We start from the raw sequence: 20,787 nt of genomic DNA, 5'->3' as shown, positions 1-20,787 counted from the left end.
GCGTCCTCACGGGTGGGTCGCGGCGGGGAAACCGGCCCCGGTGAGCCGGCGCAGTTCGGCGACGGCCTTCGCGGCCCGCACCAGGGCCTGGGAGTAACGTTGCTGCGCGGCGGCCAGGTCGGCCCGCAGGCGCACGATTTCGAAGGCGGTGGTCCGGCCCGCCTGGTATTCCAGGGAGCCGATGCGCACCTGCTCGGTGGAGGCCTCGGCCCCTCCGCGCGCGGCCTCGAGCCGCCGCGTGGCGTGGCGCAGTTCGCGCGAGGCGGCGCGCACCCGCTCCTCGAGCGCCCGCTCCGCGGCCAGCCGCTGCTGGCGGGCCCGCTCGGCCTCGGAGCGCAGCCGGTCGCGCTCGCCGCCGTCCTGCCGGAACCCGATGGGCACCGAGACGCGCACCCCCGCCACCCACGCCGGGTATTGCCGCTTGCGCACCTGGTCCCAGGTGTCACCGAAGCCGCCGGTGGCGCTGTTGTGCAGCGTGTCGGCGCCGAAGATGATGTCGTGCCCGGTGCCCGCGACGCCGTTGGCGGCCAGCGTGCCGAACACGTCCAGCCGCGGCAGCGCGTCCCAGCGTGCGCCTCGCGCCAGGGCCCGCGCCGACTCCTCGGACTGCCGCGCGGCGCGCACCACTCCGTTGTCGCGGAGCGCCCGGGCCACCAGCGTGTCCTCGGGCTCCACGGTGAAGTCCCCGGGTGGCTCGGTGGCGGGACGAAAGCGCGACCCGCCCTCGGGTCGGCGACCCATCAAGGAGCCCAGTTGGTCGGACACCTGGTCCAGCCGCTCCTCGCGGTCCAGCACCGCCTGCTCCTGCTCCGCCAGGAAGACGCGCGCGTTGGCCGGCTCCACCGGCCCCGCCAGTCCCGCGCGGGCGCGCAGCTCGGCCTCCTTGAGGAATGCCGCGGCGCGGTTGCGGCTGAGCTGCTGCACCGCCAGGTCGCGGCCCGCGGCGTACAGGTCCCAGTAGACCTGCTCCACCTGGGAGCGCACCGCCAGCGTGGCGTCGTCGTAGAGCGCCTCGGCGGCGAGCATTCCATGTTCGGCGGACGCCAGCCGCTTGCGCGCGGAGGGCCCGAAACCCTTCAGCAGCGGCTGTGTGAAGGTGAGCGCGCCCACCGTGGTGTATCCGGGGTTGAGCGAGGAGAACGACGGGTTGCTCTCCAGGCGCACCGTTCCCAGCGACAGGTCCAGCTCGGTGCCCAGGCGCGTGCGCATGCGGGCGCCGCCGGCCACGCGGCTCTCGTCGCTCTGCACCCCGGCGCTGCCCAGGAACGGCGAGGCGCTGGGCCGCTCGTCGTGCGACTTCTGCGCGCTGGCGTAGAGCTCGGGGTCGAATACTCCCCGCTCGCGACGCAGCGCGCCCCGGGCGGCGTCCAGGCCGGCGCCGGCTTCGCGGGCCTGTGTGGCGTGCTGCAGCGCCAGCGCCACCGCCTGGTCCAGCGTGATGGGCGAGCCCGGGATGCCGGCGAGCGTGCGCGCCAGGGCGCTGTCGGGGTTGGCGTCCGAAGCGGACGCCATCTCCGCGGCGCGAGACTCCCGGAATGGGGCCAGACATAAGACAAGCAGCATCCCCGCCAGCCAGGGGGGCCGGCGCCGGGGACGGATGGGGGAAGAGATCATTCGCGCCTATCCTCGGTTAAGTGACTGTGCTGCGACGATATAGGTTGGATGCGCGGGCTCCTGCGCGGTTGCGATTCCCGCGGCCTATTTCAGCCCGGCGAGCTCCCGGAACCGGGAGGACTCCCGGACCGGGGTGAAGTCGGTATCGGTGCGCGCCTGGACCCCCAGCTTCGGGTCCCTCGCCACCGCCCGGGCCAACTCCTCCAGCGCCGCGTCCGGCTTGCCCGCGCGGCACAGGTAGCATGCCAGGTGGTAATGCGGCGCCCCGGTGATGCTGTCCACCGCCAGCGCTTCGCGGCCCAGCGTGAAGGCCAGTTCGAACCTGCCGGAATCGCAGGCGGTGTAGCCGTCGCGGATCAGCGCCTCGGGCTTCCACAGGTTGTAGAGCCGCCGCAGCTCCGAGAACGGGTTGGCCGCGTCGTCCACGCGCAGGTCGCAGTAGCGATCGTTGAATCCGCCGTAGCCGCCGCCCGCGCGCACGATCAGCAGCGCCGCGGACTGCATCCCGCGGCTGTCCCCGCCGGCGGCCTGCCCGGCGTCCAGCGCCGCCAGCAGGCGATCGCCCAGCAGCCCGCGGGTCTGCTCGAACGCCCGCGCCATCCCGTCCACCACGCCGGGGCCGGCCAGGATGTTGCCCTGGCAGGCGTAGTGGCGACCGGTGCGCCCGCCGGCCCACTTCTGGCATTCGGTGCCGGTGAACGTCGCCGAGGTGCCGCGGGAATTCACGACGCCCACCTGGCGCTGCTTGCCCTGCGCGTCCGTGGAAAGAAGCGAGTCCAGCACTTGCGCGGGCGGGATCCCGGCGGCCAGGAGCGCCAGCCCGCGCGGGCCGAACGTGGTGTTGCCAAACGCCTGCGTGGCAATCGCCCCCGCGCCCGCGCGCGCCCACGGCACCACCGAGCCCACGGCGAAGAAGCGCGACTGCACCGCCACGCCGAGGTCGCCGGTGGCGGAGTCGCAGGCCACGATGGAGAACGTGGCGATGTTGGAGTGCAGGTCGGCGGCAGCGGCGGAACCGGAACCACATGCCGAACCGAGCAGGGCGGCGAAAAACATCAGACAGCGGACCGACACGAGAACCCTCCCTCGCCAGCACCGCGGTCGCGGCGGTGGCGCTCGCAGAATACCCCCTCCCACCAGCTGCGGGAAGGGCGCCCCACCTCACCGTGGCCACTCGTCCCCCACACTGCCTCAGGCCCGCGTCACGATCGTCACCAGGATCCGCCCGCGCGCCACGCGAATCCACGCGGGCATGGCCTCCACCACGTTGGAGACCGAGTCCTGCGCGCCCATCTCCAGGCGCGCGCCGCTCAAGGGGTAGCGCAGCCCCTCGGTGCTCACCCCCTCGGCGGGTTCGCCGAGCGCGAAGAAGGACACCACCGTACCCGCCGGCTCCACCAGGCGCACGTCACCGGCGGCGGCCCAGGATCGTCCGTGCTCGTCCTCGAGCACCAGCGGCGCACGGCCCAGGTAGCGCAGCAGCACCGAGAGGTTCCCGAGGATGTGATCCAGACGCCCGGCGCCGGCCCCGAATACCCGGATCTGCTCGAAGGGGCCGCGGGCCAGCACCAACTCCACCGCTTTCTCGAAGTCGGTGCGCGAGGTGTCGGTGTCGCGGTGCACGGGCACGTCGTGGTAGTGGGCGAGAGTCTCCGGGGTGATGGAGTCCAGGTCTCCCACGATGGCGTGGGGCGTCACGCCCAGGGCGCGCGCGGCGTCTGCGCCGCCATCGGCGCACACGAACAGCGCGGCGGACGCCACCGCCGGGCGGAGCAGGTCCGCTCCGGGGGGCGTGCCGTTGGCCAGGATCACCGCCGTTCGAAGGTTCTTCATCGCACCCGGCAGGGTACAGGAGACTTGACAGCATTTCCACGCCGCCGCATGCTGGTTCCTGCCGTTAGGGGTGGCCGGATTTCCGGCCTGAGAAAACACCCTAAGGAACCTGATCTGGGTCATGCCAGCGTAGGGAAACGGCGACAGTGAAGGCTTTCTTTCCTGCCGCGCTCCCCTGCCTGGGCGCGGTTTCCGTTTTCCGGAAGGAAGGCCAGCCCATGCGTAACCTCCCACTGTTCATTGCTGCGGCGCTGCTGCTCGCGGCCGCGGGCCCTTCGTGGGCCCGCCAACCGGATCCTCCCACGGTTCTCCGCGGGCGGGTCTTCGATACCGCCGGCGCGCCGCTCGCCAACGCGCGGGTCCGGGTGCTCGACCCCGCCATCGAGACCTTCACCGACTTCCAGGGGAGCTTCCTGCTGGCCGTGCCCGCGCCTCCCTCCGCGCCGTGCGTGGTGGAGGCGTCCCGGGCGGACTACAGGGCTTCGCGCCAGGCCGTCGCGCGCCTCGACGCCGGCGAGGCGCTCGAGTTCCGCCTGGAGCGCCGCCCCATCCCGGTTCCCCAGGTGGAAGTCACCACCACGCGGGCCGTGGAACGGAAGTCCGCCGTGGGCTTCACCGAGCTGGACCGCGCCGGGGTCTCGGAGAAGTACTGGGCCCAGGACGTCCCGATGCTGCTGGCCGGGACCCCCAGCGTGTTCGCCTACTCCGACGCCGGCAACGGCGTGGGCTATTCCTACGTGCGGGTGCGCGGCTTCTCCCAGCGCCGGGTGGCGGTGAGCATCAACGGTGTGCCCGAGAACGACCCCGAGTCTCACGAGGTGTACTGGGTGGATCACCCGGACCTGCTGGCCAGCACCTCGCTGCTGCAGGTGCAGCGCGGCGCCGGCACGGTGCTCTCGGGCGCCAGTGCGGTGGGCGGCTCCATCAACCTCGAAACCCCGCTGGTCACGCCGGAGCGCGCCTTCCGGCTCTCCGCCGGCTATGGCAGCTTCAACACGCGGCGCTACGCCGCGGAGTACGAGTCGGGGCTGTTCGAGGACCGCTACGCGGTTTCCGCGCGTTACTCCCGCATCCTGAGCGACGGCTACCGCGACCAGTCGTGGTCCAGCCTGTGGTCGTACTTCCTCTCGGCGGTGCGTCTCGACAAGGGCCTCACCTCGCGGCTGAACATCTACGGCGGGCCGGAGCAGCTCCACCTGGCCTACTACGGCGTGGATCGCCCGTACCTCGACGGGGCCGTGAGCGGGGACCGCGACCGGGACCGCCGGTACAACCCGCTGGAGTGGAAGGGCGAGACCGACAACTTCTTCGAGCCGCACTACGAGCTGATCCAGAGCGCGCGGCTCTCCGACGCGGCCACGCTCACCTCCACGCTGTTCCTGTACACCGGCGAGGGCTACTACGACGACATGCCGTGGGGCCCGCAGGACCTGGCCTCGCGCCACTTGCCCACCTTCGAGGTGGCGGACTCCGCGCTCTTTCCCTCGGGGTACTACGAGGCGGACACCGCGGGAAACCCCGTGCGCCTGCCGGACGGGAAGTTCCGGGTCACCGCGTCCGAGCTCACCCAACGGCTGTGGGTGCAGAACCAGCACTACGGCTGGGTGCCGCGGGTGAGGTTGGCGCACGCCGGCGGCCGCGGCGAGCTGACCGTGGGCGGCGAGGCCCGCGGGCACAGCGGGCGCCACTTCGGCGAGCTCACGTGGGCGAGGGCGCTGGCCCCGGGCGTGGAGCCCAACCAGCGGATGTACGACTACACGGGCCACGTGCGGGTGCTCTCGGCGTTCGCGCAGGAGACATACCTTGCGCGCCCCGACCTGCGGGTCACCGCCAGCCTTCAGCTGCGCAGCACGCGCTACGCGGTGGACCAGGACCGCTTCAACGGCTACGACTTCGCGCTCGACTACACCTTCCTGAACCCGCGCGTGGCGGCGAACTGGAACCTGGACCCGCGCTGGCACGCGTTCGCCAGCTTCGCCCGCGTGGCGGCCGAGCCCATCCTGGGTGAGATCTACCGGGCCGACGATCCCTCCAGCAAGCCGCTCTTCGGCGAGCTGGACCCCGCGCGGGGCATCTACAACGACCCGCTGATCCACCCGGAGAGGATGAACGACTTCGAGGCGGGTGGCGGCTACCGCTCGGGGGCGGCCTACGCGCGCCTGACGGCATTCTGGATGGACTTCCGCGACGAGATCGTGCCCAACGGGCAGGTGGACCGCTATGGCGTGCCCATCACCGGCAACGCGGCGCGCTCCTCCCACCGCGGGATCGAGCTGGAAGGCTCGTGGCGCGCGAGCTTCGGGCTCTCGATCGAAGGCAACCTGACCGTGAGCCGCAACCGCTTCGGCGCGTACCTGGAGCACGTGGACTCGGCCACCACCAACGATTACTCGGGCAACGTCATCGCGGGCTTCCCCGGCCGGATGGCGAACCTCACCTTGGCCTGGCGGCGCGGCGGGTCGCGCGTGGGCCTCACGCTGGCGGGCGTGGGCACGCAGTACCTCGACAACACCGAGGACAACCGCAGGACGCCGGAACTGCGCGCCGTCCCCGGCTACGCCGCGCGGATCGTGCCGGGCTACGCCCTGCTGAACGCCTCGGCGACGCTGGACCTGGGGGCGCTGGCGGGCGCACGGGGCCTGCTGCTGGACTTGCGCGCCAACAACCTGCTCGACAGGCGCCACGAGACGTCCGGTTACGTGTACGGCGACGTGCCGTACTTCTACCCGGCGGCCACCCGCAACGTGTACGCCGCGGTGAAGGCGGAGTTCTGAACCCGTCGCTGCACCCGGTGGACCTGGCGCTGATCGGCGCCTACGCCGCGTTCCTGCTGTACGTGGGCGTGCGGCTGTTCGGCACGGCCCGTCGGGAAACCGCCGAGTACCTGGTGATGGGCCGCACCCTGGCGCTGCCCTCGTTCGTGGCCACGCTGGTCACGACGTGGTATGGCGGCATCCTGGGCGTGGGCGAGTACAGCTATCGCTACGGCATCTCGAACTGGCTGGTGTTCGGGGCGCCCTACTACCTGGGGGCTGCGCTGTTCGCGATGTTCCTGGCGCGGCGGGCGCGGCGCTCGCGGCTGTATTCCGTTCCCGACCAGCTGCACCGCGCCTACGGCCGGTCCGCGGGGCTGGCCGGCGCGGCGGTGCTTCAGATCCTCTCCTCCCCCGCGCCCTACGTGCTGATGCTCGGCGTGCTGATCCAGATGCTGTTCGGCGGGCCGCTGTGGGTGGCGGTGCTGGTGGGCACCTTCTTCGGCACCGCCTACTCGCTGCGCGGCGGCATGCGCTCCGTGGTCAACGCGGACAACGTGCAGTTCGTGCTGATGTTCGCCGGCTTCATGGTGGCCCTGCCGCTGCTGGCGGCCCGCTTCGGGGGCTGGGGCTTCCTCAAGACCCACCTGCCCGCCGCGCACTTCACCTGGCATGGCGGCAATTCCGCGCAGTACGTGTTCGTGTGGTACTTTATCGCGCTGCAGACGCTGGTGGAGCCCACCTTCTACCAGCGGGCCTTCGCCGCGAAGGACGAGGCCACCGCGCAGCGGGGGGTGCTGATTTCCATCCTGTTCTGGGCGCTGTTCGACTTTCTGTCCACCTTCACCGGCATGTACGCGCGGGCCCTGCTCCCGCACCTCCCCAACCCGGCGCAGTCCTACCCGGCGCTGGCGCTGGCGTTCCTGCCCCCGTTCCTGCAGGGCCTGTTCTACCTGGGGCTGCTGGCCACGGTGATGTCCACCGTGGACGGTTACACCTTCATCGGCGGGGTGAACTTCGGGCGCGACCTCGTGTGGCGCTGGCGGCGCGAGCCGGACGAGCGGCGGGTGAACGCCTACGTGCAGGCGGGCTTCGTGTTCACGGCGGTGGTGGCCGTGGCGCTGGCGCTGTTCTTCCAGTCCGCGGTGGACCTGTGGCACGACGTGGGCTCGGTGGGCGTGCCCGCGCTGCTGGTGCCGCTGGCGGCCTCCTACAGCGAGCGCTTCCGGATGCGGCCCGGCTTCGCCCTGGCCTCGATGCTCCTGAGCGGCGGGACCTCCCTGGCGTGGCTGCTGCCGGCCCGGCTCTCCGGGGCGACTGCTGGATACGCGCTGGGGCTGGAGCCGATCTACGCGGGGTTGAGCGTGAGCGTGATCCTGTATGCCGCGGACACGATGGGGCGCGGGCGCACTTCCGGGAGCCGCTTGCCCATCCCGCCGCCCGGCCGCTAGCATTCCCCCCATGGAGAACCTACAGGACAAGTACGCGCCCCGGAATCGCTGCTACGGCTGCGGCCCGGACAATCCCGAGGGACTGCAGATCAAGAGTGTCGTCGAGGGCGACGAGGTGGTGTGCCGCTGGAAGCCGAAGCCGCACCACCTGGCCTACGAAGGCGCGGTCAACGGTGGCATCTGCGGCACGCTGCTGGACTGCCACAGCAACTGGACCGCCGCGTGGCACCTGATGAACCAGGCCGGCGCCGACACCGTGCCCTGCACCGTCACCGCGGAATTCCACGTCAAGCTGCGCAAGCCCACGCCGATGGACGCGGTGCTGGAGCTGCGCGCCAAGGTGGTGGAATCCACGCCCGACCGCGCCTGGGTGGAGACCACGCTCTTCGCCAACGGGGTGCCCACCGCCACCTGCCGCGGGCTCTTCGTGGCGGTGAAGGAAGGCCACCCGGCTTTTCATCGCTGGTAATCGCCGCGCGCGGGAACGGTCGCTTCGGCGCGCGCGGGAGCCCGTCGGGCCGCCGAGCCGTTCATCAGAGGGGAAGAAACGAATCCGGGGCCACCCTGGCGGCGGCCCCGGACGTGGTGCGGGTGGGGAGTTCCCGACCTTGCTAGCGCTTGCGGAACCTGCTCATCGCCAGCACGCCCATGCCCAGCAGCGTGAGGGTGGCGGGCTCGGGCACCGGCGAGGCAGGGTTGCACAGCGGGTCGACGACCGTCGGCGTGATCCAGCCTTCCGACGGCTGGCCGCCGCCGCCCTCACCCACGCTGGGAGAGCTGCCGATGGGCGTGGAGAGCGTGGTCGCGAATGACGGGACATTGCCCGGGGCCACGGGCGTCAGCTCCTGGCTGTCCCCGCCGTTGGTCAGGCCCAGATCCTGCAGCATCATCGCGCCGGCGGGGCCGGCGAGGGCTCCAACCAGAACCGCAACTGCCGCAGCGATAACAAGATGCTTCATTTATGAACCTCCTGGATGGGGGTGGATCCCATGGAAGTGCGGATGGACTTCCGACTCCCATGATTATACGATTTATTTATATGCCGTCAAGTTTATTTTTCACGGATTCCAGCCTCGGTATCCGCGGCCGCAAGTGCTGCCGCCCCATCCGGACCCTCCACGGCGCACCTGTGGTACCCTCAGCACGAAGTTCCGGGCTTTCCCGAGCGGGAGGGCCTTTGCGAGCGTTCCGAGCCCGGGAAACACACCTGTCTGGAGGCAGCATGAATCGACTTCTGGCTCTCGCCCTGTGCCTCGCCATCCTGCTGCCCGCGGCCGCATGGGCCGGAGAGTGCGGGGGTGGCGACGCTCCCGGATGTTGCCGGGTAGGCCATGACCGTGACCGCGGCGAATGCCGCGGCAGTGACCGCGACGAGTACCGCGGCAGCGACCGCGGAGAGGGCCGCGGCGGGTACCGCGGTGAGCACGGCAGGCGGGATTACCGGCATCGCCGCGACTGGAGCCACAGGCAGCGCGGGGGCACGGAGTTCCTGTTGGGCGTGGGGTTCGCGGGCGTCACCGACACCCGCGATTACATCGCGTACATGGACATGGCCGGGATGGGCCACCGCGGTGACGGGCTCGAGGGGGGCCTCGCGGTGGATCTCGGCTTGCGGCACTGGCTCACACCGGAACTGGGGCTGGGAATCGAGGCCGGCTACCACGGACTGGGACGCGGCGCGATCCAGGACGGCGGGATCATGCCGCTGGCGGGTGGGACCGCCACCCCGTTGGTCCCTTCCCCAGGCATCGCGCCTCCCCCGTACCCGGTGTATTCGCACCGCGACCACGACTACGTGATCCCGATCACCGCGGTCGCCACGCTCCGCGCGCTCCCGTACTCCTCCGTGCGGCCCTACGTGAAGGCCGGGGCCGGTGCATACCTGGTGCACGGCGCACCGGATCGGGCCGACATCTGGGGTCTCGGCCACCGTGGCCTGGACGTCCGCTTCGGCGGGTTCGGAGGCGCCGGCCTGGAGTTTCGCTCCCGCGGGCTGAGCTACGGCATCGAGGGGAACTGGCACATGGTGGACGCCGGCCACGGCGAATTCGACCACCTCACGCTTTCCGCGGGGATTCGGTTCCGGTAGGGGTTGATTCCCGCGGGAGATTCGCCAGCAGGCAACGAGATCGGCCGCCGGGGCTCCCCCGGCGGCCGATCTCGATCTTCGCGGAAGGGCGGGCGCCCCCATCCTCCGTGCGCTCAGCCCACGCGACGGCGGGACATCCACCCCGCTCCCGGGAGCCCCGGGCCCATCACTTCGAGGCCAGCGGCGCCCCGCGGGCCGTCTTCCCCGCGACCGGCGCGGATCCAACGGTTTCGGCCTCGGCCGGCGGCTCCCCGGCCTTCGCGCCGGCCAGCTTCACCCGCACGTCCACCGCCACGGCACCCTCCCCGGGGCGCTGCACCCGCAGCGGGTTCACCTCCATCTCGGAGATCTCGGGGAAATCGGCGGCCAGGCGCGAGAGACGCAGCAGGGCATCCAGCGCGGCCTCGCGGTCCGCGGGGGCGATGTTGCGGAACCCGCGCAGGCGCCGCCCCGCGAACGTGGCGTCGATCATCGCCTCGGCTTCGCCGCGCGACAGCGGACAGAGGCCAAACGCCACGTCCTTCGCCCCTTCCACCTCCACCCCGCCGGCGCCGAACATGGCCAGCGCACCGAACTGCTCGTCGCGAACCGCGCCCACGATCACTTCCTGACCGGTGAGGACCATCCGCTGCACCGTGGCGCCATCGATGTGCGCGGCCGGCACGGCCTTGCGTCCGGCCTCGGTGACGCGTCGGAACGCCTCGCGCGCCGCCGCCTCGTCGGCCACGCCCAGCACCACGCCACCCACGTCGGACTTGTGCGAGATGTCGGCGGAGGCCACCTTGATCGCCACCGGGAAGCCGTTCTTCGCGGCCCACGCGGCGGCCTCGTCCGCCGTTCGCGCCAGCGTCTCCGCGGGGCCGCGCAGCCCGTAGGCGGCCACCACCTCGGTGGCGGCGGTGCCCAGCAGCAGCTCGCCGGGGGCGTCGCGCAGCAGCCGGCCCACCGCCGGGGCATTCACGCCCTCCAGGACCGGCGCACGGTGCGGCGGGCGGTCGAGGAACGCCTGTCGCTTGTGCAGCGCCGCGAGCGCCGAGGCCGCGTGCTCCGGGAACTTGTAGTCGGGGATGTGCGCCGCCCGCAGCACGCGCAGCGTGTCGCCCACGGTGGCGTCGCCCATCACCGCCACGACCACCGGCTTGCCCGCGTGCCGGGTGGCCGCGACCACCGCCTCGGCCACCGGGGCCTGGTCGCCGATGGGCGGCGGCACGCTGATCACCAGCACCGCGTCCACGCCGGGATCGGCCAGCAGCGGCGGCAGAAACCTCGCGTAGTCCGCCGGGCCGCCCGAGGCCAGCATGTCCACCGGGTTGTGGAGCGCCGCGTGCGGATGCGCCACCGCGCGCATGGCCTGCACGGTGGGCTCGGCCAGGGAGGCCAGCTTCAATCCGAAATCCTCGATGGAGTCCGCCGCCAGGATGCCCGGCCCGCCCGCGTTGGTGAGCACCGCCACGCGGTCGCCCTTCATCGGCGGACTCCACGCCAGCGCCTTGGCCCACCCGAACAGGTCCTCCACCGAGCCCGCGCGCAGCACGCCGCTGCGTTCGAACGCCGCGACGTAGGCGGCCGCCTGCCCCGCCAGCGCGCCGGTGTGCGACGACACCGCCTTGCGCCCCGCCGCGGTGCGCCCCACCTTGAGCGCCACCAGGGGCTTGGCGCGCGACGCCAGCTCCGCGGCGCGCAGGAATGCCACCCCGTCCTTCACGCCCTCGAGGTACATGGTGATCACGCGGGTGCGCTCGTCGCGCGCCAGCGCCCCCAGCATCTCGTGCTCCGAGACATCCGCCTGGTTGCCCAAGGACGCCACGTAGGAGAACCCGAAGCCCATGCCCGCGCCCCAGTCGATCACCGCCTGGCAGATGGCGCCCGACTGGGACACGAACGCGACGTCGCCGCGCACGGGCTTGCTGATCAGGAAGGTGGTGTTGACCGGAAGGTGGGTGTGGATGACCCCGATGCAGTTGGGCCCGATGAGGCGGATGCCGTGCCGCCGTGAGATCTCCAGCGAGCGCCGCTCCAGCTGCCGGCCGTGCGCATCGGTCTCGCCGAACCCGCCCGAAACCACGATCGCCCCGCGAATGCCCCGGGCGCCGCACTGCTCCAGCACCTCCGGGACCTTCTCGGCGGGCACGATGATCACGGCGAGATCGGCGGGATCGGGCACATCGGAGATGGAGCGCCAGCAGGGATGCCCGAGGATCTGGTCGGCCTTTGGGTTGACGAAATGCATGGCGCCGCGGAAGCCCGATTCCACGAGATTCCGCACCACCCCGTAACCCAGCTTCCCCTCGTCCCGGCTGGCGCCGACCACCACCACGCCTCGAGGGGTGAAGAATGGATCGAGCGTGTTCATGGTCGGGGGCATGGTAGCAGATGGCCCCGGGGAAGCGAAACCCTCGCCTGGCTCACGGCCGGGGCCATGAAGTCAGGCGAGGGTTCCATGAAGCCAACCGGACGGAGCTAACGGACGAGCACGATCCGGGCAGCCCTCTCCGCGCCACCCGCGCGCAGCTTCGCGAAGTAGAGCCCCGCCGCGGCCACCCTGCCGTCCGCGTCGCGCCCGTCCCACGAGGCGCTGTGTTCTCCTGGAGGCTGGTGGCCGTCCGCGAGCGTGGCCACGCGCCGTCCCGAAAGGTCGAACACCTCCAGGCGCACCGCGGCCGAGGCCGGCAGCGAGTAGCGCAGGGAAAGGCGCCCGCCGGCCGGGCGGAACGGGCTGGGTGCCGGGCGCTCGAAGCGCACCGCGGCGGCGAACCACCCGTCCACCGCGGTCACGATCGGCGTGGTCGGGTACACCGACACGTTGGTGATGACACCGCCGCCGGTCAGCACGCAGTCCACGTACACGTGCGCCTTGCCACCCTCGCGGATCACCTGCGCCACGGTGCCACCGGTGGCCGCGTAGTTCGAGTCGTGATCCACCATGTGGAACACCAGCCGCGAGTGATCCCAGGTCTCGTTGACGCGGTTCCGCACCGAGCAGGTGAGCTGCGTGCGCGTGCCGTCGTTGGGCCCGGTCCAGGATTCGCTGAGCGAGTCGGTGGTGGTGCCGGCATACAGGATCCGCGTGGGTGTGATCACGCTGTTGTGCACCCGGAAGATGCGGTAGGCCCGCCGGTTCGACGAGGCGCACTGCAGGCCCAGGTCGAACGGGATGCTCCGGTTGGTCTTGTCCGCCACGCTGTGCACGTGGCCCCAGATGGCGCCGTCCAGCCCCAGGGTGGCGAGGTTGATCTGCTTGCCGGAGTTCCCCTGGTTGAAGTCGTAGTGATAGAAGAACAGCTTGCGCTTCCCGGTGGCCGCTGCCAGGTCCGCCTGCAGCCAGTTCATCTCCTCCGCGGTGAAGCTGTCCGTGCCGTAGGTGCCGGGCAGGTAGTTGTCGTAGTTGTTGTACGCCTCCATGCCGGCCACGTGCAGCGAGTCGTAGTCGAAGCTGTACACCTGGGAGTGGTACGGAAACCCGGCGGGCGGGCTGGCGAACGAGGGCCAGCCGAAGAACCGCCACCAGTCCACGCGCGCCGTGCCGATGGGCACGGGCGTGGCGGTCCATCCACCCACGTCGTGGTTGCCCGCCACCAGGAAGATGGGGTCGCGCAGCCGGTACATCAGCTGCTTGGCGCGCGCGTACTCGTACATGTGGTAGAGCCGCTGCAGCGCTCCCTCGTTCACCAGGTCGCCGGTGTGCAGCACGAACTCGGGGTGGATGTAATTGAAGTCGTTGACCACCGCGTTCCAGTCGGCCACCTGCGCGGTGTCGCAGGTGGACCAGCCGTTGTTGCTGGAGAAGTTGTTTGAGGGCAGGTGGGTGTCGGTGATCTGCGCGAAGTAGTAGTCCTTGCGGAACGCGGGGATGACCTTCACCGCGTGGCGCGCGGTGTCGGTGGCGGTGGCGTTGGAGGCCAGCACCAGGTCGTACACTTCCTCGGCGGTGCCCGCGGGAACGGTGAAGCCGAGCACCCAGAAGTTCCTGCCCGCGTCGAATCCGCCGCCCGCGGCCGGCAGGGGAATCACCAGCGCCCCGAACTTGAGCGAGGCCGCCCAGCCGGTCACCGAGGACGCCGCGTTGGCCCACACCGTGAGGGTGTCCCCCGGCCGCAGGATGGTGGGCACGTTCACGATCGGCTTCCAGATCACCTTGAGCGCGCCGGTGGTGTACATGCCGTCGTCGTACTTGCAGGTGGAGTCGAGGGCGGCGGTGGCGGCCCGGGAGGAGGCGAAGCATGAGGGCAGCAGGACCAGGGCGAGGGCGAGCGCAACCAGGTGCGAGGGAATGCGACGCATCAGGGGATACCTCCGGCGCGGAGCGGCCAGGTTGTGATGATCCGTACCTTGATTCGCCGGTAAGAAGTGGTCCGGGAAAGAAAAAGCACCTTGCCGACCGCTCCAGGAGCGGTTAAGTGAAGGAGGAGTTCCGAGGCTTCCCCTTCACCAGCGAGGTGCACGGATGAACCTACGCCAGGCCCGCCTCCCGTTTCAAGTCCAATTGGTTGATTCCGCCGATTTCCTGACCGCCCACGCCGGGCTTCCCCTGCTCCTGGAGGCCTTCCGGGCCCTGGGTCTGCGGGACGCCGTCCACAGGCACTTCAACTTCAAGCAGCGGGCCCGGGGTTACTCCGAGGCGACCTGCATCGAGACCCTGGTGGCCCTGCTGGCCGCGGGCGGCGAGTGCGTGGACGATGTCCGGGTGCTGCATGCCGACGGCGGGCTGAAGCGGTTGATGGGCCGTAAGGCCCTCCCAGCAGCCGAGACCCTGCGGACCTTTCTCAACCGCTTCCACGACCCGGCTGCGGTGGCTGCACGCCTGCCCCACACCGCCTTTGTGCCTGCCGACTCCGAGGGCCTCCGGGCTCTCGGCGCCATCCAGCAGCAACTGCTCCGCGAACTCCAGAAGCGCTCCCCTCAGAGCTCCGCCACACTGGATGTGGATGCCAGCATCATCGAGTCGGACAAGCGCACCGCCCTACCGGTCTACGAAGGCGGCACCGGCTACCAGCCGCTGCAGGTGTGGTGGACCGAGCAGGGGGTGTGGGTGAAGAGCCAGTTCCGGGACGGCAATGTTCCTGCCCAGAGCGGGATCCTCGGGATCCTCAAGGACAGCGTGGCCCGCCTGCAGGAACTGGACATCACCGACTTCGCCGTGCGCAGCGACTCTGCCGGCTACCAGCACTCCGTGCTCGACTGGCTGCGGGAGAGCCGGATCCCCTTTGCCATCAGCGCCGACATGAGCCCGGAACTGCGCCGCAAGATCGTGGCCCTGCCGCAGAGCGCCTGGAAGCCCTTCCGGCAATGGAAAGGTCCCGAACTGGTGCATGCCGATCGCGACTGGGCCGAGGTCGAGTTCGTCCCCAGCGACGGCACCGTCAAGAACGGCGTCCTGCCCGACCGCTACCTGGTGATCCGGGCCCGACTGCGCCAGGGAGAGCTCTTCGCCGACGGAGCCCTCGTTCACTACTACGCCACCGTCACCAACCGCTGGGACTGGGACGGCGAGAGACTGCTGCGCTGGTCCCACGAACGCTGTGGCACCGTCGAACAGGCCCACGATGTGCTCAAGAACGAACTCGGCGGCGGAGTGCTGCCCAGCCAGCGCTTCGGAGCCAATGCCGCCTGGTGGCAACTGGCCATCCTCACCGCCAACCTGCTCACCGCCCTCAAGAAGATCGCCCTGCCCCAACACTGGAATGCTCACCGGCCACGGAGACTGCGCTTCCTGCTGCTGCACTTCGCCGGGCGGCTGGTCCAGCATGGCCGACGCCTCATCCTGCGCATCGCCAGGAACCACCCGGGAGCCGAAGCACTCCTCAGCGCTCGCGAGAAGCTCTTCGCCACCTGAGCACCCGAGGCCGCCCGGCTCCGATCGACCCCGGGAGCAGACTGCCCGCACGCCGGCTCGAAGCGCTCAACGGGGCTGCCCCCACCCCCACACCTGCCGAGCGCTCAACGGGGCTGCCCCCACCCCCACACCTGCCGGGCTCGCCACCTGACCCTGGCAAAAACTGCGTTCCGAGCCTCACCAGGCCAACAACAAGCCTCGCCACCACTACTCCAACTGGCTTATCGACGGATTACGGGGTGACGGGTGGCGCGCACCACGCTTCGGCGCCGGCATCCGTGCCTGGCCCACATCCGCTACTCGATCACGCCGCCCGCCAGCACCCTGTCCCCTGAGTACAGCACCGCGGACTGCCCGGGCGTGATGGCTCTCTGCGGCTCGTCGAACCGTGCATCGAATGAGTTGCCATGTCGCACTGCGGTTGCCGGCTGGGCGTGGTGCAGGTATCGAATCTGGCACTCCACGCGGCGCGTCTCCCCATCGGGCCAGTGCACCAGGAAGTTGGCACCCGCGGCACGGAGTGTGGCCGAGCGGAGGTCCTCCTCCAGGCCCACCACCACCTGGTTCCGCTCCGGAAGGACCTGCACCACGTAGTGGGGGCCGTCGCCGCCCAGGCCCAGGCCGCGGCGCTGGCCGACGGTATAGCGCGCGGCCCCGGCGTGGCGGCCGAGCACGCGGCCCCGGCGGTCCACGATCTCGCCCGGCTCGAGCCCCGGCGCCGACCCGGCGCGGTGCTTCAGGAAGGCTCCCAGATCGCCGTCCACGACGAAGCACACGTCCTGGCTCTCCTGCTTGTCGGCGACCGGGAGGCCCATGTCGCGGGCCGCCTCGCGCGCCCGCTCCTTCGTCAGGTCCCCCATCGGGAAGCGCACGCTGCCCAGGTCGGCGCGGCGGATGCCCCACAGCACGTAGCTCTGGTCCTTGGCGCGCTCGCAGGCGCGCAGCAGCGCGGGCTCGCCGTCCACGATGGCGGTGCGCGCGTAGTGTCCGGTGGCGGTGAATGCGGCGCCCAGCTCCCGGGCCCGACGCAGCAGGAAGTCGAACTTCATGTGGGTGTTGCAGCGCACGCAGGGATTGGGGGTGCGGCCGGCCAGGTAATCGTCCACGAACGGGTCCATCACCTTCGCGGTGAACTCGGCCTCGGCGTCCAGGACGTAGTGCGGGAACCCGGCCCGATCGGCCACGCGCCTGGCGTCGGCGATGGACTCGATGGAGCAGCACGGCCGGTCCGAGGCGCCCTCGCCGAAGCACCACAGCTTGAGCGTGATGCCCACCACGCGCTCGCCCGCGCGCGCCAGCAGCGCGGCGGCCACCGAGCTGTCCACGCCACCGCTCATGGCGACGGCGGTGAGCGGGGCGCTCACCGCGCCGGGCCGCCCGGGGCCATGGCGCGCAGCCGCTCCAGGCAGGCCGGCAGGATCTCCAGCACCCGGTCCACGTCGGCGCCGGTGGTGCCGCGACCCAGGCTCAGGCGCACCGCGCTCTGGGCCAGGTCCGCCGGAACGCCCATGGCGGCCAGCACGTGCGAGGGGTCGGTCGAGCCCGCGGCGCACGCGGCGCCGCTGGAGACCGCGATGCCCTCCATGTCCAGCGAGAGGATCACCGACTCGCCGTGCACGCGCTCGAAGCAGCAGTTGAGCGTGTTCGGAGTGCGCGGCGCGCCCGCGGACATCACGTGGATCCCGGGCACACGCTCGCGGAGGCCGCGCTCCAGGCGGTCGCGCAACGAGGCCATGCGCGGCCCGGAATCGGCGAGTTCGCGCCGCGCCAGCTTCGCCGCCGCCCCCAGGCCCACGATGCCGGGCACATTCAGCGTGCCCGGGCGCAGGCCCTTCTCCTGCTCGCCGCCGTACTGCACCGGACGCACGCGCACGCCCTTGCGCAGGTAGAACGCCCCCACGCCCTTCGGCCCGTAGAACTTGTGCGCCGAGAGCGCCAGGGTATCCACTCCCAGGGCCTCCACGTGCACCGGCACCTTTCCGATGGCGTTCACCGCGTCGGTGTGGAACAGGATCCCCCGCCGGCGCAGGTCCGACGCCACCGCCGCCAGCGGCTGCAGCGCGCCGGTCTCGTTGTTGGCGAGCATCAGCGCCGCGACGGTGGTGTCCGGGCGCAGCGAGTCGAGGAAGCCGGCCGGGTCCGTCACGCCGTCGGGGCCCACCGGCGCCAGGCTGTGCTCGAACCCCTCCGCCCGCATCGCCTCCAGGGCGTGCAGCACCGCGTGGTGCTCCACGGCGGACGCCACCACGTGCCGGCCGCGCTCGCGCCGCGAACGGGCGCCGCCGAACAGCGCCAGGTTGTCGGCCTCCGTGCCGCCGGAGGTGAAGGTGATCTCGCCCGGTCCGCACCCCAGCAGTAGCGCCACCTCGGCGCGCGCCTCCTCCACCGCGGCCCGGGCGCGCTGTCCGAAGGCGTGGGCGCTGCTGGCGTTCCCGAACTCGTCGGTGAGCCAGGGGCGCATGGCGTCGAATACTTCGGGGGCCACGGGCGTGGTGGCGTTGTGATCCAGGTAGATGCGGGACATCCGTTCTCCTGCGGCGGCGGGTTGGAGGATAGTATAGCATTCGGGCGGCGGCCCGCGTGGGACCGCCGCTCACCCGTGTCCCGGGAGGTCCATGACCCCGATTTCGAGCTTCTTCGCGCACCCGGCACGCCCCGGCCGCGGATCCCGCCCGCGGCGCTGCCTGGCGGCGGCGCTGGCCCTGGTCGCACTCGCCTTCTCCGCACCGCGGACCGGTCGCGCCTCGGAACCGCTGGACGAGCGCCAGGTGCTGGCCCGCTGGCTGGCCGCCCTGGGCGGCAGCGCGGCGGTGGAGAGCGTCCGGGTCACCTACGTGTGGGCGCGCATCGAGGGCGCCGGCCTGCGCGGGCGCAGCGAGGAGTGGAACACCGCCCGCGGAGAGCTGCGTTCGGTGGCGGACTTCAACACGTTCCGCCGGATCACCGGCTACGACGGCGCCCGCGGCTACGTGGTGGACGAGAACCGAAAGGTGCGCGAGCTCACCGGCACGGCGCTGGCGAACCTGCGCACCGAGGTGTATCTCGCCTCGTACTCGCCGTTCTTCCCGGGCCGCGTGCCGGGCTCCATCCGCTACCTGGGTGAAGAGACAATCGCCGGAGCCCGATTCCACACGCTGGAGGCCCACGCCGAAGGCGGCCACCCCGTGCGCGTGTACCTGGACGCCGGCACGTTCCTGCCCGCCCGTATCCGGCGGGTGGACGACACGGACACCAGCTGGACCCTCTACCAGAACTACCGGGCCGTGGACGGCGTCATGGACGCCTTCCTGCTGCGCGGCGTGGCCCCGGCCGGCGGGGACACCACGCGCTTCGTGGTGGAGGCGCTGCTGCACCCGAAACAACCGCCCTCGCCGGGGCTCTTCGACATGCCGCCGGACACGCTGCGCGATTATGTCTTCGCGGGCGGAGCGGACTCGGCGGAGGTGGCGGTGGAGAGCTGGGGCGAGCACCTGGTGGTGCGCGCGGCCTCTCACGGGGACGCGGGCCTGCCGTTCCTCCTCGACACCGGCGCCGAGGCGTCGAACCTCGAGGCGTCGCTGGCGCGCCGCTGGCGGCTGGCTTCCCGGGCGCCGCTGCAGATCCGCGGCACCGGCGGCACCGAGGACGCCTCGCTGGTGGCCCTCGACACGCTCCGGTTCGGCGGCGTGGCGCTGCTGAGCCAGCACGTGGCGGCGGTGAACCTCTCCGGAGTGCGCCCCACCGACCGAAGACTGGCGGGCGTGCTGGGCTACGACTTCTTCAGCCGCTTCGTGGTGAAGCTGGACTTCGAGCGGTCGGTGATGACGCTCTACGCGCCCCACCGCGCGCCGGTGGCCGCTGGCGTGGTTATCCCGATCGCACTCGACACCTTCGTCCCGCGCGTGGAGGCGGTGGTCAACGACACCCTGAAGGCGAGACTGCAGGTGGACACCGGCGCGCCCGCCAGCGTGGTGTTCTTCCGGGGCTATTGGAGCACGCGGACGGTGCTGGAGGAGCGGGCGCCGCGACGCGAGATCGAGACCGCCGGCCTGGGCGGCCGCGCGAAGAGCATCGAGGCCACGTTCGCCTCCCTGGCGCTGGGGCCCTACCGGGTGGAGAAGCCGCTGGGGATGTTCCGTCAGAGCGAGGCGGGCGCCACGCGCAGCCGCGAGGACGCGGGGCTGCTGGGGATGGGCTTCCTGCGCCGCTTCCAGCTTGTGCTCGACTACGGGCAGCGGCGGATGATGCTGCGGCCGAACGCTTCGTACCAGGCGGCCCCGCGCCCCTAGACCCCGACCGAGCCACCGCTTCGCGGCGCCCGGGCGCGGCCCCGGAACCCTGCCGCGGCGCTCCCTACTTCGAGCCCCTGGCCTTCACCGCGCGGATCTTCCCCGCCGGCGCGGCGCTGCGACTCGCGTCCTTCACCGGCAGGGCCTTCAGCTGCTTCACGAACTCGGGCTGATCGGCGAAGAACTCGTACACCGTGTTCAGGTTCTCGTTGACCATCTGCGCCTCGGGCGAGCCGGGGCCGAACGCCTGCACCTTCTTCCACTCCCGCACCGCCTCGCGGTACATCTCCTGTTCGGCGTAGGCGTTCCCGAGCATGAAGTGCGCCTCGAGGTATTCAGGTTTCACCGCGAGGGCGCGCCGGTAGTAGTCCATGGCGTCCTTGCGCAGACCCCGCGCGTACAGGGAGTTGGCCATCTTCACGTAGGCGAAGGGCTCCTTCGGGTTGAGCCGGATGGCCCGCTCGAACGCCGGGCGCGACGCCTTGTCGAAGTTGAGCTCGTCCAGCACGGTGCCCAGGTTTACCCAGGCCTTCCAGAAGGTGGAGTCAATGTCCACCGCCCGCTGGAACTGGTCGCGCGCGTCCTGCAGCCGGCCGCGGTCGTAGTAGGCGTTGCCCAGCTCGAAGTGCCGGAGCGGGTTCAGGGAGTCCGCCAGCACCGCGTCCATGAGCGGCTTGATTTCGTTGGCCACGCGCGCCGAGTCCTGCGCGGATGTCGGGGGCGCGGGCGCCGCCTCGGGCGCCGCTCCCGGGACCGGGGCCGTCGCGGGGGCGGGGGTTTCACCGACGGTGGTGCCCTGCGCGGCGACCGGCGCGGCGGCGGCGAGCGCCGCCAGCGTGACCATGATCCATCCAGAACCGAGCTTCATCACACCTCCAGGTCCAGCTTCCATCCGAATCGTGCGCGCCCCAGCGGCGCGGACACCGAGTTTACACCAGCGGGGCCG

The 20,787-nt window shown here is 71.2% G+C and carries 14 protein-coding genes, 1 pseudogene and 1 riboswitch; of the genes and pseudogenes, 6 read left to right on the top strand and 9 right to left on the bottom strand.

Annotated features, from left to right (window positions below; all coding sequences use genetic code 11):
• Window positions 1-6 precede the first annotated feature (6 nt).
• From HZB25_08020 to HZB25_08010, 3 genes and pseudogenes are all read right to left on the bottom strand, one after another.
• Window positions 7-1,512, bottom strand: coding sequence for a TolC family protein (locus HZB25_08020; protein MBI5837176.1), 1,506 nt, complete (start codon window positions 1,510-1,512; stop codon window positions 7-9).
• 477 nt (window positions 1,513-1,989) lie between these two features.
• Window positions 1,990-2,670 (bottom strand): annotated as a pseudogene (locus HZB25_08015) (DUF1028 domain-containing protein).
• Window positions 2,671-2,805: 135 nt separating this feature from the next.
• Window positions 2,806-3,447, bottom strand: a complete 642-nt coding sequence (locus HZB25_08010) for a thiamine diphosphokinase (GenBank protein MBI5837175.1) — start codon at window positions 3,445-3,447, stop codon at window positions 2,806-2,808.
• Between the two features lie 56 nt (window positions 3,448-3,503).
• Window positions 3,504-3,600: riboswitch (TPP riboswitch) on the top strand.
• Window positions 3,601-3,665: 65 nt separating this feature from the next.
• Between HZB25_08010 and HZB25_08005 the strand changes: the two genes are divergently transcribed.
• Genes HZB25_08005 through HZB25_07995 form a run of 3 tightly spaced genes read left to right on the top strand, consistent with a single transcriptional unit; the run spans window position 3,666 to window position 8,120 of the window.
• Entirely contained in the window at window positions 3,666-6,221 is a 2,556-nt protein-coding gene (locus HZB25_08005; GenBank protein ID MBI5837174.1) for a TonB-dependent receptor, read from the top strand.
• 17 nt (window positions 6,222-6,238) lie between these two features.
• Window positions 6,239-7,651: a sodium:solute symporter family protein gene (locus tag HZB25_08000; GenBank protein MBI5837173.1), complete on the top strand. Its 1,413-nt coding sequence runs from the start codon at window positions 6,239-6,241 to the stop codon at window positions 7,649-7,651.
• A gap of 10 nt (window positions 7,652-7,661) precedes the next feature.
• A complete protein-coding gene (locus HZB25_07995; protein MBI5837172.1) occupies window positions 7,662-8,120 on the top strand; it encodes a PaaI family thioesterase in 459 nt (152 codons plus the stop codon).
• 142 nt (window positions 8,121-8,262) lie between these two features.
• On the opposite strand, the gene HZB25_07990 is transcribed toward HZB25_07995, so the two are convergent.
• Window positions 8,263-8,610: a PEP-CTERM sorting domain-containing protein gene (locus tag HZB25_07990; protein MBI5837171.1), complete on the bottom strand. Its 348-nt coding sequence runs from the start codon at window positions 8,608-8,610 to the stop codon at window positions 8,263-8,265.
• A gap of 263 nt (window positions 8,611-8,873) precedes the next feature.
• On the opposite strand from HZB25_07990, the gene HZB25_07985 reads away from it, so the two are divergent.
• On the top strand, window positions 8,874-9,740 hold the full coding sequence (locus HZB25_07985) for a hypothetical protein (protein ID MBI5837170.1): 867 nt from the start codon (window positions 8,874-8,876) through the stop codon (window positions 9,738-9,740).
• Between the two features lie 166 nt (window positions 9,741-9,906).
• Here the strand turns inward: HZB25_07985 and HZB25_07980 are convergent, their stop codons facing one another.
• A complete protein-coding gene (locus HZB25_07980) occupies window positions 9,907-12,105 on the bottom strand; it encodes an acetate--CoA ligase family protein (protein ID MBI5837169.1) in 2,199 nt (732 codons plus the stop codon).
• A gap of 95 nt (window positions 12,106-12,200) precedes the next feature.
• A complete protein-coding gene (locus tag HZB25_07975) occupies window positions 12,201-14,021 on the bottom strand; it encodes a metallophosphoesterase (GenBank protein ID MBI5837168.1) in 1,821 nt (606 codons plus the stop codon).
• Between the two features lie 163 nt (window positions 14,022-14,184).
• Here HZB25_07975 and HZB25_07970 point away from each other — a divergent pair, with 163 nt between their 5' ends.
• Window positions 14,185-15,573 (top strand): IS1380 family transposase, encoded by a 1,389-nt coding sequence (locus tag HZB25_07970; GenBank protein ID MBI5837167.1) that lies wholly within the window; start codon window positions 14,185-14,187, stop codon window positions 15,571-15,573.
• Between the two features lie 296 nt (window positions 15,574-15,869).
• Here the strand turns inward: HZB25_07970 and mnmA are convergent, their stop codons facing one another.
• The gene (gene mnmA / locus HZB25_07965; GenBank protein MBI5837166.1) at window positions 15,870-16,910 is read right to left on the bottom strand and encodes a tRNA 2-thiouridine(34) synthase MnmA; all 1,041 of its coding nucleotides are present in this window, start codon (window positions 16,908-16,910) and stop codon (window positions 15,870-15,872) included.
• 23 nt (window positions 16,911-16,933) lie between these two features.
• Window positions 16,934-18,097, bottom strand: coding sequence for a cysteine desulfurase (locus HZB25_07960; protein MBI5837165.1), 1,164 nt, complete (start codon window positions 18,095-18,097; stop codon window positions 16,934-16,936).
• 91 nt (window positions 18,098-18,188) lie between these two features.
• On the opposite strand from HZB25_07960, the gene HZB25_07955 reads away from it, so the two are divergent.
• The gene (locus HZB25_07955) at window positions 18,189-19,841 is read left to right on the top strand and encodes an aspartyl protease family protein (protein ID MBI5837164.1); all 1,653 of its coding nucleotides are present in this window, start codon (window positions 18,189-18,191) and stop codon (window positions 19,839-19,841) included.
• 64 nt (window positions 19,842-19,905) lie between these two features.
• Here HZB25_07955 and HZB25_07950 read toward each other — a convergent pair whose 3' ends face one another.
• Complete coding sequence (locus HZB25_07950; GenBank protein ID MBI5837163.1) at window positions 19,906-20,709, bottom strand: tetratricopeptide repeat protein; 804 nt, start codon at window positions 20,707-20,709, stop codon at window positions 19,906-19,908.
• Window positions 20,710-20,787: the final 78 nt, after the last annotated feature.

This window comes from Candidatus Eisenbacteria bacterium, assembly GCA_016235265.1.
GTDB lineage: Bacteria > Eisenbacteria > RBG-16-71-46 > RBG-16-71-46 > JACRLI01 > JACRLI01.
Note: the sequence above shows the minus strand (reverse complement) of the source record. Positions and strands in the feature narration are given on the sequence as shown.